The 12,194-nt window shown below is 68.4% G+C and carries 11 protein-coding genes; 6 read left to right on the top strand and 5 right to left on the bottom strand.

The annotated features are described in order from the left end of the window. Nucleotides 1-4: 4 nt before the first annotated feature. The gene (locus tag C7H75_RS21735; protein WP_013417312.1) at nucleotides 5-490 is read right to left on the bottom strand and encodes a MarR family winged helix-turn-helix transcriptional regulator; all 486 of its coding nucleotides are present in this window, start codon (nucleotides 488-490) and stop codon (nucleotides 5-7) included. A gap of 156 nt (nucleotides 491-646) precedes the next feature. On the opposite strand from C7H75_RS21735, the gene C7H75_RS21730 reads away from it, so the two are divergent. Further along, nucleotides 647-1,891 (top strand): acyl-CoA dehydrogenase family protein, encoded by a 1,245-nt coding sequence (locus tag C7H75_RS21730; protein WP_013417311.1) that lies wholly within the window; start codon nucleotides 647-649, stop codon nucleotides 1,889-1,891. A 46-nt stretch (nucleotides 1,892-1,937) separates the two neighbouring features. On the opposite strand, the gene C7H75_RS21725 is transcribed toward C7H75_RS21730, so the two are convergent. Continuing rightward, nucleotides 1,938-3,143, bottom strand: coding sequence for a M20 metallopeptidase family protein (locus C7H75_RS21725; protein WP_013417310.1), 1,206 nt, complete (start codon nucleotides 3,141-3,143; stop codon nucleotides 1,938-1,940). A gap of 95 nt (nucleotides 3,144-3,238) precedes the next feature. Here C7H75_RS21725 and C7H75_RS21720 point away from each other — a divergent pair, with 95 nt between their 5' ends. Then, entirely contained in the window at nucleotides 3,239-4,285 is a 1,047-nt protein-coding gene (locus C7H75_RS21720; RefSeq protein ID WP_084866282.1) for an Lrp/AsnC family transcriptional regulator, read from the top strand. On the opposite strand, the gene C7H75_RS21715 is transcribed toward C7H75_RS21720, so the two are convergent. Continuing rightward, on the bottom strand, nucleotides 4,286-5,047 hold the full coding sequence (locus C7H75_RS21715; protein ID WP_106851821.1) for an IclR family transcriptional regulator: 762 nt from the start codon (nucleotides 5,045-5,047) through the stop codon (nucleotides 4,286-4,288). Nucleotides 5,048-5,116: 69 nt separating this feature from the next. Between C7H75_RS21715 and C7H75_RS21710 the strand changes: the two genes are divergently transcribed. The 3 genes from C7H75_RS21710 to dmpG are packed head-to-tail and all read left to right on the top strand — an operon-like array spanning nucleotide 5,117 to nucleotide 7,910. Continuing rightward, on the top strand, nucleotides 5,117-5,941 hold the full coding sequence (locus C7H75_RS21710) for a 2-keto-4-pentenoate hydratase (RefSeq protein WP_005517395.1): 825 nt from the start codon (nucleotides 5,117-5,119) through the stop codon (nucleotides 5,939-5,941). Next, nucleotides 5,938-6,882 carry an acetaldehyde dehydrogenase (acetylating) gene (locus C7H75_RS21705; RefSeq protein WP_005517396.1) on the top strand — a complete coding sequence of 315 codons (945 nt, stop codon included), beginning with the start codon at nucleotides 5,938-5,940 and terminating at the stop codon, nucleotides 6,880-6,882. The genes C7H75_RS21710 and C7H75_RS21705 overlap by 4 nt, the downstream gene beginning before the upstream one ends. Continuing rightward, nucleotides 6,879-7,910: a 4-hydroxy-2-oxovalerate aldolase gene (gene dmpG / locus C7H75_RS21700; RefSeq protein WP_005517397.1), complete on the top strand. Its 1,032-nt coding sequence runs from the start codon at nucleotides 6,879-6,881 to the stop codon at nucleotides 7,908-7,910. Before C7H75_RS21705 ends, dmpG begins: the two co-directional genes overlap by 4 nt. A gap of 175 nt (nucleotides 7,911-8,085) precedes the next feature. Here dmpG and C7H75_RS21695 read toward each other — a convergent pair whose 3' ends face one another. Continuing rightward, entirely contained in the window at nucleotides 8,086-9,486 is a 1,401-nt protein-coding gene (locus C7H75_RS21695; protein WP_106851820.1) for an FAD-binding oxidoreductase, read from the bottom strand. Nucleotides 9,487-9,587: 101 nt separating this feature from the next. Here C7H75_RS21695 and C7H75_RS21690 point away from each other — a divergent pair, with 101 nt between their 5' ends. Further along, a complete protein-coding gene (locus C7H75_RS21690) occupies nucleotides 9,588-10,994 on the top strand; it encodes an FAD-dependent oxidoreductase (protein WP_084870135.1) in 1,407 nt (468 codons plus the stop codon). On the opposite strand, the gene C7H75_RS21685 is transcribed toward C7H75_RS21690, so the two are convergent. Beyond that, nucleotides 10,955-12,166 (bottom strand): FAD-dependent monooxygenase, encoded by a 1,212-nt coding sequence (locus C7H75_RS21685; RefSeq protein WP_106851819.1) that lies wholly within the window; start codon nucleotides 12,164-12,166, stop codon nucleotides 10,955-10,957. The two genes, C7H75_RS21690 and C7H75_RS21685, sit on opposite strands and share 40 nt — an antisense overlap. Between the last annotated feature and the right edge of the window lie 28 nt (nucleotides 12,167-12,194).

Raw genomic sequence — 12,194 nt, 5'->3', positions numbered from 1 at the left:
CGGTTCACTCGTGCAGGGCGCCGGCGCGCAGGGCCGCCGCATTGACTCGAGTGAGAACGGAGTGGAGTTCTTCGAGTTCGGCGAGGCTCACACCGAGTCGCTGCACGACGGCGCCGGGGATGCGTTCGGCCTGGGTGCGCAGGGCCTTCCCGGCTTCGGTGAGTTCGACGACCAGTTGGCGCTCGTCGGCGGCGCTGCGGGTGCGCGTGATGAGGCCGCCGGACTCGAGTCGCTTGAGCAACGGGGAGAGCGTGGGTGAATCGAGTTGCAGCGCCTGCCCGATCTCCTTCACCGACATGGGTGCGCGGCCCCACAGTGCGAGCATCACGAGGTACTGCGGGTGCGTCAGGCCCATCGGCTCGAGAAGGGGGCGGTAGACCGACAGCACTGCGCGGTTGGCAACCGCGAGGGCGAAGCACACCTGCCGATCGAGGGCCAGGGGATCGACGTCGCCCCAGTCGACATCCTGCTCGGGGAGGGTCGTGGTCATGGAATGAAGCATACACGATTAAGTCGTGCACTAACTAAATGACCGTGGGGTGGACAAAAGAGAACACGTTCTATATGTGTGGATGTGGCGGCCGCCACGGGGTGGCCCGGTCTGTCATGCAGGCCACACCGAGAGCGCACCGACTGGAGTTCCCACATGTACGAGTGGTCAGACACCGACCTGATGTTCCGCGACGCACTGCGTGGCTTCATCGACAAGGAGATCAAGCCGCACGTCGACAAGCTCGAGACCGGTGAGCTACCTCCGTACGACATCATCCGCAAGATGTACGCCACCTTCGGCATGGACGAGATGGCCAGCGAGGCGCTCGAGAAGTCGTTCGCGAAGGAGGAGGCGAAGGAGCGCGGCGAAGCGCCCGCCGACTCCGACGAGAAGTCCGGCGGATTCAGCGGCGCGGGCAGCATGGGCGTCATCCTCAACAGCGAGATCGCGGGCGTGAGCCTCGGCCTGGTGGCGTCGATGGGTGTCAGCATCGGCCTCACCGCCGGCACGCTCCGCAGCCGCGGCACGCTGGCCCAGAAGAAGCGCTGGCTGCCGGGCCTGGTCACGATGGAGAAGGTGGGCGCGTGGGCCATCACCGAGCCCGACTCCGGTTCCGACGCGTTCGGTGGCATGAAGTCCTACGTCCGCCGCGACGGTGACGACTACATCCTCAACGGGCAGAAGACGTTCATCACCAACGGCCCGTACGCCGACGTCACAATCGTGTACGCCAAGCTCGACGAGGGCGACGCCTCCGTCGACCGCCGCGACCGCAAGGTTCTCGGCTTCGTGCTCGAGAAGGGCATGGAGGGTTTCACGCAGAGCCCGCCGTTCAAGAAGATGGGCATGAACTCCTCGCCCACCGGCGAACTGTTCTTCGACAACGTCCGGATCTCCAAGGACCGACTCCTCGGCGAGACCGAGAACCCGGCCAAGGGTGACGGCAAGGAGAGCGCGAAGGAGTCGTTCGCGGCCGAGCGCATCGGCATCGCCTCGCTCGCGCTGGGCATCATCAACGAGTGCCAGCGGCTCTCCATCGACTACGCCAAGAACCGCAAGCTGTGGGGCAAGGAGATCGCCCAGTTCCAGCTCATCCAGCTCAAGCTGGCCGAGATGGAAGTCGCGCGCCTGAACGTACAGAACATGCTGTTCAATGCCATCGAGCGCAGCAACTCCGGCTCTCCGCTCAGCCTCGCCGAGGCGTCGGCGATGAAGCTGTACTCGTCGCGGGCCGCCACCGAGGTCGCGATGGAGGCCGTCCAGCTCTTCGGCGGCAACGGTTACATGGCCGAGTACAAGGTGGAGCAGCTCGCGCGCGACGCCAAGTCGCTCATGATCTACGCCGGTTCCAACGAGATCCAGGTGACCCACATCGCGAAGGGCCTGCTGGGCAAGTGATCTCGGCCTCGGTCCGCACGAGGGGAACGTGCGGACCGAGGGCCGTTCACGCTGCGCTGTCGACCGCGGCGAGCCGCCGGAGCGCGAGTTCGCTGTAGAGTGCGGCACCGTCGCCCAGGACGGCGTCGTCGAATTCCGCGAGCGGCGAGTGGTTGAAGGCGGCCGCCCTCGGATCCCGGTCCGCGGGGCAGGCGCCGAGGAACACGAACGCTCCCGGAATCTCGTTCAGAACGCGCGAGAAGTCCTCGGACGCGGCCGCCGGCTGCGGCTGCCATGCGAACCGCTCGGGGCCGTGGACCTCGGCGACGACGTCGGCGACGAACTGCGTCTCGGTGTCGTCGTTGACGGTCACCGGGTACTGCTCGTCGTAGTCGACGTCCACCTCGAGCCCGTGCGCGGCGGCGATTCCCCGGCACACCCGGGTGATGCCGTCCCGGACCTTCGCCTGGTTCTCGGGGGAGAAGGTGCGCACGGTGATGTCGAATCGGGCGTCGTCGGGGATGACGTTGGCCGCAGTGCCGGAGTGGAACGAGCCGACCGTGAGCACGACCGGGTCGAACGGGGGGAATGTGCGGGTCGCGAAGGTCTGCAGCGCGGTCACCATCTCGCACGCCGCAGGAATCGGGTCGAGGGCCGCGTGAGGTGACGACCCGTGGCCACCGCGGCCCAGGACGCGCACGGTCGCAACGTCACTCGCGGCCATCAACGGGCCCTTGCGCGTGACGAACACGCCGCCTGGGGCTCCCGACGCGCTGACGTGCAGGCCGTACGCGGCCACCGGGCGCGACCCCGACGCCTCGAGCACACCCTCGGCCAGCATGTGCCCGGCGCCGTCGTAGCCCTCCTCGCCGGGCTGGAACATGAACACGACGTCGCCCGCGAGGTGCTCGCGCCGCGCCGACAGCAGGTGGGCGGCGCCGACGAGCATCGAGGTGTGCAGGTCGTGCCCGCACGCGTGCATGTGGCCGGGAACCGTCGAGGCGTAGTCGACGTCGGCACGTTCGCCCACCGGCAACGCGTCCATGTCGCCGCGCAGCAGGACCGTCGGTCCGGGTCGGCCGCCGCGCAGTACCGCGGTGACCGACGTCAGTGCGGTGCCGGTGCCGACCTCGAGCGGCAGACCGTCCAGTGCGGCGAGCACGCGCTCCTGTGTGCGCGGCAGGTGCAGACCGACCTCCGGTGCAGCGTGCAGCTCGCGGCGCAGCCGGACCAGATCCCCGTGCAACTGCTTGGCGTCCTCGGTCAACGACACTGGCGTCTCCTCTCCTCGCGGTGTGCCGCGTCGGCGCGACTGAGGCATGATGCCCATGACGTGCGTCACAATCATCGAAACTGCAGGATTTTGTCGTGAGGAACGAATCTGTTCAGGAATCTGACGTTCTGGACGAGCTGGACCTGAGCCTGATCCACACCCTTCAACTCGGGCCGCGAGCGCCGTGGGCGCAGATCGGTGCCGCGCTGGGGGTCGACCCGGTGACCGCCGCCCGCCGCTGGTCCCGCCTGGTGGAGAGCGGGTCGGCGTGGGTCACCGCCCACCCGGCGGGTCCGCAGACGGCGGCGCTGATCGAGATCGAGTGCGTGGCCGGTCAGGTGCTGCAGACCGCGGAGATCCTGGTGCGGTGGCCCCACGTCCTCACCGTCGAGCACACCAGCGGCGCCCGCGACCTGCTCCTCACGGTGAGCGTCGAAAGCCTAGCGGCACTGTCGGATCTATTGCTGCGCGCAATCGAGAAGCTGCCCGGAATCCGTTCCACCCGAACGCACCTCGTGATCCGCCCGTACGCGATGGGTGGGGACTGGCAGCTGCGGGCGCTCGACTCCGACCAGCGGGCACACCTCGACGGCCGCGGCCCACGCACGACGGGCACACTGCGTCCACTGGACGACGCGGACCGGGCGCTCATCGCGTGCCTGTCCCGGGACGGCCGGGCGTCGCTCACCGCTCTGGCCGCGGAACTCGGCTGCAGCGTCAGCACCGCGCGCCGCCGGGTGCGTGTCCTGCTCGAGCGGCACTCGCTGCTGCTGCGGTGCGACGTGGCACAGCCGCTGTCGGGTTGGCCGGTGTCGGTGTGGATGTGGGCGCACGTGCCGGTGGACGAGTGCGACGCCGTCGCGCAGCGCCTGATCGAACTGCCGGAGACCCGCGCGTGCCTCGTCCTGACGGGGGCGCCGGCCAACTTCTTCTACTCGGTGTGGGTGCGGTCGCTCGAAGACGTCCACCGACTCGAACAGCTCCTGCGGCGGACGGTGCCGTCGCTCGAGATTCTCGACCGCACCGTCACGCTGCGCTTCTTCAAACGGATGGGACGCGTCCTCGACGAATCCGGACGCAGCGTCGAGGCCGTCCCGATGGATATCTGGTCGGATCCGGTCGCGAACGCCGAAGGCGTGTGATCAGCGCAGGCGCGCCCGACGCGACATCGTGCTGCGCAGCCCCTCGGCGGCGGCCCGGACTGCGGCGACCTGGCTTTCGGGCCGGTACCGGTTGGTGGGTCCGGTGACGCTGATGGCCGCGACGATGTGGTCGTCGGCCCCGAACACCGGCGCGGCCACGCACGCGATTCCCAGCGCCGACTCCTCGCGTTCGAACGCGACACCGGTCTCGACCACCTTGTCGAGCTGGGTCTGCAGGATGCCGGGCGCGACGATCGTGTGCGGCGTCCGCCGGACCAGCGGCGCCGACAGCACCGCGCGGCGCAGGTCCGGTTCGCAGTGGGCGAGCAGTGCCTTACCGATCGCGGAACAGTGCAGCGGGATGCGGCCGCCCGTCCGGGACGGGGAGATCGCCTGGCGGTGACCGCCGATCTTCGCGACGTAGACGACGTCGTGCCCGTCGCGGACTCCGAGGTGCACGGTCTCGTGGCTGCGCTCGTAGAGGTCCTGCAGGAACGGCATCGCCATCTCGAGCAGACTGCGTTCGAGCGATGCGAGCATCCCGAGTTCGAACAGCCCACCGCTGAGCCGATAACCGCCGTCGACACGGTCGAGGAGCCGGTTCGCCACGAGCTCGCCGGCGAGCCGGTGCACCGTCGCTTTGTGCAGGCCGGTGCGCCGCACCAGCTCGGCGAGGGACACGACATTGTCCTCGGGGCGGTAACTGCGCAGGATCGCGACGGCCTTGCCGAGGACCGTGTCGAGGTTCGCCGCACCGGTCACCCGACAAGCGTATCGCTGAGCGAGACGGAAGGTTGGCCTCGGGCGGTTCCGCCCAGCACAGTTAGCGTCATGACCCAGTCCACGAACTCCACCGCGGTGAGCGAGTCCGCTATCGCCGCTGCCGCGGAGCGCCTCGCGTCGGCCGCCGCGGCCGGTGTGCCCTGCGCGCCGATCCGTGACCTGATCGGCGCCGACGACCTCGTTGCCGCGTACCAGGTGCAGGAACGCGTCAACGACCTCCGGATGAAGGCGGGCGCCGTCGTCGTCGGCCGCAAGATCGGTCTGACATCGGTCGCCGTCCAGCAGCAGCTCGGCGTGAACCAGCCCGACCTCGGCGTCCTCTTCGACGACATGCAGTACGCCGACGGCGACGACGTCCCGATGAGCGTGCTGATCCAGCCGAAGATCGAGGGCGAGGTCGGCTTCGTACTCGGCGCCGACCTGGTCGACGGCCCGCTCGATGCCGCGCAGGTGCGCGACGCGATCGAGTACGCGGTCGCCGCGCTCGAGATCTGCGACAGCCGAATCGAGAACTGGGACATCCGCTTCGGCGACACCGTCGCCGACAACGCGTCGTCCGGCGTCTACGTCCTCGGCACGCAGCGCCGCACGCTCGACGAGTTCGAGCCCAAGGACGTCGTCATGTCGATGGCCGTCGACGGTCGGGAAGTCTCCTCCGGCAACGGCGAGGCCTGCCTGGGCGACCCGATCGAGGCCGTCGTGTGGCTCGCCCGCACGGCCCGTGAGCTGGGTCAGCCGCTGCGCGCCGGTCAGGTCATCCTGTCCGGTGCCCTCGGCCCCATGGCGCCGGTCCAGGCCGGCAACGTCGTCACCGTCTCCGTGTCCGGACTCGGTGTCGTGACCACACGTTTCAAGGAAGGAACCGAGGCATGAGCAAGGTCAAGGTCGCGATCATCGGATCCGGCAACATCGGCACCGATCTGATGATCAAGGTGCTCAACCACTCCGATCACCTCGAGATGGGCGCGATGGTCGGTATCGACCCGGCGTCGGACGGTCTCGCGCGCGCCGCGTCCATGGGCGTGCCGATCACCGCAGAGGGTGTCGAGGGCCTCGTCGGCCTCCCCAACTTCGACGAGATCGACATCGTCTTCGACGCGACGTCGGCCAAGGCCCACGTCGTGAACGACGCGCGTCTGCGTCCGCTCGGCAAGCGCATGATCGACCTCACCCCCGCCGCGATCGGCCCCTTCGTGGTGCCGGCCGTCAACGGTGACGAGCACATCGACGCTCCGAACGTGAACATGGTGACCTGCGGTGGCCAGGCCACGATCCCGATGGTCGCGGCCGTCTCCCGGGTCGTCCCGGTCGCCTACGCCGAGATCGTCGCCTCGATCGCGTCGAAGTCCGCCGGCCCCGGCACCCGCGCCAACATCGACGAGTTCACCGAGACCACGTCGAGCGCGATCGTGTCCGTCGGTGGCGCCAAGCGCGGCAAGGCGATCATCATCCTGAACCCGGCCGAGCCGCCGCTGATCATGCGTGACACGGTCTTCTGCCTGGTCGACGCTGCGGACCCGGCCACCCACGACCAGATCCGCGAGTCGGTCGCGAAGATGGTCGGCGACGTCGCCGCCTACGTTCCCGGCTACCGCCTCAAGCAGCAGGTCCAGATCGCCGAGATCCCCGCGGACCAGCCGGTCGAGACCCTCATCGACGGCGGCAACCGCCCGACCCACCAGGTGTCGATTTTCCTCGAGGTCGAGGGCGCAGGACACTACCTGCCCGCCTACGCAGGCAACCTCGACATCATGACCTCTGCCGGCCTGCAGATCGCTGAGCGCATCGCCCAGAAGAAGGAAGCCACCCGATGAGCACCAACCCCACCATCTTCGTCCAGGACGTCACGCTGCGCGACGGCATGCACGCAGTGCGCCACCGCATCTCGCCGGAGGACGTCAAGCGGATCGTCAAGGCTCTCGACGAGGCCGGCGTCGACGCGATCGAGGTCGCGCACGGTGACGGTCTGGCCGGCGGCTCCGTCAACTACGGTCCGGGCTCCAACACCGACTGGGAGTGGATCGAGGCTGCGGCGGAGGTGCTCGAGCACGCCCGCCTGACCACCCTGCTGCTGCCGGGTGTCGGCACCATCGAGGAGCTCAAGCACGCCTACAAGCTGGGTGTGCGCTCGGTCCGCATCGCGACGCACTGCACCGAGGCCGACGTCTCCGCGCAGCACATCGAAACGGCCCGCGAGATCGGCATGGACGTCTCCGGCTTCCTGATGATGAGCCACATGGCTCCCGCCGAGGAGCTGGCCAAGCAGGCCAAGCTGATGGAGTCCTACGGCGCACACTGCGTGTACGTCACCGACTCGGGCGGACGCCTGACGATGAACGGCGTCCGGGACCGCGTCCGCGCGTACAAGGACGTGCTGAACGAGGGCACCGAGATCGGCATCCACGCCCACGAGAACCTCTCGCTGTCGGTGGCGAACAGCGTCGTCGCCGTCGAGGAAGGCGTCTACCGCGTCGATGCATCGCTCGCCGGTCACGGTGCCGGTGCGGGCAACTGCCCCATCGAGCCCTTCATCGCCGTCGCCGACCTGCACGAGTGGAAGCACGGCTGCGACGTCTTCAAGCTGCAGGACGCGGCCGACGACATCGTCCGCCCGCTGCAGGACCGCCCGGTCCGCGTCGACCGCGAGACCCTCACCCTCGGCTACGCGGGTGTGTACTCGAGCTTCCTGCGCCACGCGGAGGCCGCGTCGGCTCGCTACGGCATCGACGTTCGCACCCTGCTGCTCGAGGCCGGCAAGCGCAAGCTGGTCGGTGGCCAGGAGGACATGATCGTCGACATCGCGCTGAACCTCGTCGCCGAGCGCGAGGGCCAGAGCGCCTGATCCGAGGCAACTCCCAACTCGGGCGCCGTGACCGAATCGGTCACGGCACCCGAGTTGTCTTGTACGACAGTCGGATTACCGGGCGCCTTCCGCATCGCGCACCTGCATCGATCGGGCGCGCGCCTCGCCGATGGAAGCGATCCGATCCGGTCGGTTGCGCGGCGCCGCGGCGGGTTCAGCCGGCACGTCCGTCGGTCTCACCGAGCGCGGAGACCAGAACTTTCGGGTTGAGGATGCCGGTGGGATCGACCGCATGCTTGATGCGACGATTCAGAGCGAGGAGCTCCGGTGACAGCGCCGCGGCCAACGCCGCACGCTTGTGCCGTCCGATGCCGTACTCGGTGGGAACGGTGCCACCGAGAGCGACGACGAGTTCATGGATCTCACTGCGCGCCGCAGCGGCTGCGACAGCGGCCGCGTCGTCGCCGTGCGGATAGCCCAGGACCGGGTGGGTCAGTTCGTCCGCGGCGTGCGTGCAGCTGACGATGGTCGTTCCGTGGCGCTCCGCGATCGCGGCCAGCCCGTCGGTCAGTTCGCCGAGACGCCGAAGCGGCACCGCCACGTCGTCGCTGATCAACGCGCCGACCTGCTCCAGTGCTTCGTAGATCGCGTGGCGCGGGCGATCGAACACTTCCCCTTCGAACTCGTCGTCGGTCGCGAAAACATCTGCGGCACCGTGGCTTTTGCACGCCTTCTGCATGGTGTCGATCTCGCCCGGGGCCCCGAGTCCGGCGTCTGAGCGCGCGATCAGCAGAGCGCCGGCCGTCCGATCGAGGTCCATCCGGAGGAAGTCCTCGGCGAGACCGATCGCGGCACTGTCCATGATCTCGAGTTGGGACGGGCTGAGGGCGGCCGCGATGTCCTGTGCGGCGGCGGCAGCGTCGGACATGTGCGGAAAGTACGCCACCAGCGTGTGGGGGGACGCCGGTCGGGGAACGAGACGAAGGGTGACGCTCGTGATCACGCCGAGTGTTCCTTCGCTCCCCACGAAGAGCTTCGTCAATGCCAGACCGGGTGAGTCCTTCACGCGGGTCCCGCCGAGCTCCACCGCCGAACCGTCGGCGAGAACCACCGTCAGGCCCAGCACGTAGTCACTCGTGACGCCGTACTTCGCGCAGCACGGGCCACCCGCGTTGGTCGCGACGTTGCCTCCGATGGAACAGATCTCGAACGATGACGGGTCCGGTGGGTAGAACAAGCCGGCGTCCGCGGCAGCCCCCTTGACGTCGGCGGTGGCTGCTCCCGGCTCGACGACGGCCGTCCGTGACTCACGGTCTACGGAGATCGTGGTCATCCGTTCCAGACTGAGAGTGATGGCTCCGTCGATGGCGGTGGATCCTCCGACCACACTGGTGCCCGCACCCCGGGGAACGACCGGAACACCGTGATCGACGGCGAACCTGAGGACCTCCTGGACGTCGGCCGTGTCGGCGGCACGTACCACCACGGCGGGTGTTCCGGACTCGGGATCGAAGCTCCAGTCCTGCCGATAGGACTCGAGTAGATCGGGATCGGTGAGAACGGCGCCGGGTGAGAGTCGTTCTGCGAGCGCATTCAAGGATTCGCTGTCAAGCATGCGGGCCACGATATCCCAAGGGGCGGTGCGGTTTTCGAGAGGTTGTGTTTCATGTCACTCGGCTTGATCTCAACCCCTGTTGAGGTTTTACCCTCGGGCCCATGACGTATGTGAACCGGCCGTTGCAGGTCGCGGTCGTGGGAGCCGGTCCGGCCGGAATTCACGCTTCCGCCACCCTTTCTCGGCTCGCACCGGGAACACGGATCGACCTGTTCGAACGTCTGCCCGTCCCCTTCGGGCTGGTCCGGTACGGGGTCTCCCCGGATCATCCGAGGATCGAGAAGATCAGCGACGCGCTGCATGTCGTACTCGCCGACAGCGGTGTTCGACTCCTGTGCAACGTCGAGATCGGTGTCCACATTACGGTGGGTGAACTCCGCGACTCGTACGATGCCGTCATCGTCGCCACCGGTGCGCTGCGGGACGCGCCGCTGGAGCTTCCCGGCATCGACCTGCCGGGATCGTTCGGTGCCGCGGACTTCGTCTCCTGGTACCGCAGCCACCCCGACGTGTCGACTGCATGGCCGCTGGATGCCGAGGCGGTGGCAGTGATCGGCGCGGGCAACGTCGCCCTGGATGTCACCCGCATGCTCGTCAAGCACGCGCACACGCTGGCAGAGACCGACGTCTCCGACGACGTGCACGAGGGATTCGCGGCGAACCCGATCCGCGACGTGCATTTGTTCGCGCGACGAGGGCCCGCGGACGTCCGCTTCTCGCCCATCGAACTACGAGAGCTCGGCGACCAGTACGACGTCGACATCATCGTGAACCCCGCTGACCTCGAGCCGGATCCGCACCTCGATCGGATGACGCGCCAGTTCACCCCGGTTCGCCACGTCGTCGAGACCATGCGGGAGTGGGCCCACATCCCCGCGAGCCGGCGGACGGCGTCGCGGCGGGTGCACCTGCATTTTCACCAGGCCCCCTCAGCGATCCTCGGTGGTGATGCCGTGGACGGTCTGCGTACCGAGATCATGACGCCCGACGGCTACGGGCACGTCGTGGGATCGGGTGTACACGTCGAGCACGAGGTGCAGGCGGTCTACCGGGCGATCGGGTACGCGTGCACACCCGTGCCAGGCGTCCCGTTCGATCACTCCACCCGCACCGTCCCGCACATCGAGGGAGCCGTCGTCGACGGCGCCGGTACTCCTGTTCCCGGCCTCTACACCACGGGGTGGATCAAGCGCGGACCCGTGGGGCTGATCGAATCGACGAAATCGGACGCGCGTCGGACCGTCGAGACCCTGCTCGCAACGGCCGTCCCCGGCTCCCGCGCCCGTGCCGGAGGCCAGGTGATCGATCGACTGCTGCGAAAAAGGGGCGTTCGGCCGATCGGGTGGGACGGCTGGCTCCGAGTGGACTCCGCCGAAAGGGAGTGCGGAGACGCGCGTGGCCGCGAACGAGCCAGGATCGTCGGTCGCGACGAACTGATCGCCGTCGCCACTCGGACGCCGGCCCGGCGCTACACCGCAGCGGCGGTCCGGGCGCGGCCGGAGTCGTAACCCCACAGCCAGTCGGTGTACTTGTAGCTCGACGTGTCACGGATACGGAACAGTTCGTTGCGGGCCTCGCGTCCGGCTCCGTCGAGGTGCCACAGGTCGCCCCACATGCGTCCCACAGTGAGGATGCGGTTGCAGCGCGGTGCCCGCTCGGCATTGACGTCGCGCAGGATCGCCGGCCAGTTGGCGTTGTCGCCCTGCAGGTCCCGGGCCGCGTAGTCGGACAGGCACTTGGCGTCCTCGAGGGCCATGACGGCGCCGGACGCCAGGTACTGCAGCGGCGGGTGCGCGGCGTCGCCGAGGAGGATCATCCGCCCGTCCACCCAGTTCTCGACGGGCTCCCGGTCGAACATCGGCCACCACTTGTCGGTCCAGAGGTAGCCGAGCGCCTTCCGGGCGGACTCGTGGCAGTGGTCGTACGCGTGCGCGAGTTCCTCCGGGCTGCCCCACATCTCCTCGCCGCGCAGGAACGCGGGGGATTGGAAGACGGCGACCTGGTTCAGCATGGTGCCGCCCCGCAACGGGTACTGGATGAAGTGGCAGCGCGGTCCGATGTAGCCGACGACGTCCTCGATCTCGTCCGCGAACGGAACCTCCTCCATCGGCACGGTGCCGCGGAAAGCGACGTATCCGGAGCCGACCGGCTTGTCGTCGTGGATCTTCCGGCGCAGCGTCGAATGCAGGCCGTCCAACGCGAGCAGCGCGTCGGCGGCGTGCACGCTGCCGTCGGCGAGCGTCACGTGCACGCGGTCACCCTCGGTGACGGCGTCGACGACGTCGGCGTCGGTGACGAGATCCGCACCGGCGCGCCGGGCGGCGGCGACGAGTGCCGCGTGCAGATCCGAGCGGTGGACCACGAAGTACACGCCACCGTAGTGTTCCTGGTACTCGCGGCCCAGATCGATCCTGGTGAGTACTTCGGCGGTCACGGCATCCCGGAACACGATGTTCTTCGGGAGCACGCCCTTGGCGACCACCTCGTCGAAGATGCCCCATTCCTTCAGGATTCGCGAACCGTGCGGTCCGATCTGGAGCCCCGCACCGACCTCTCCGAATTCGGAGGCCCGTTCGAACAGCGTGACCTGTGCGCCGCGGCGGGCGAGAGCGAGGGCGTTCGCGGCGCCTCCGATGCCGCCACCGGCGACGATGACGTGCGTGTCCTTCAACGCGGACATGTCACTCCTTATGTTCGGGTCGGATCTG

This window comes from Rhodococcus (subgen. Prescottella) equi, assembly GCF_003013675.1.
GTDB classification, from domain to species: domain Bacteria; phylum Actinomycetota; class Actinomycetes; order Mycobacteriales; family Mycobacteriaceae; genus Prescottella; species Prescottella equi.
The sequence above is the reverse complement of the archived record's forward strand: the minus strand, read 5'-3'. Positions and strand labels throughout refer to the sequence as shown.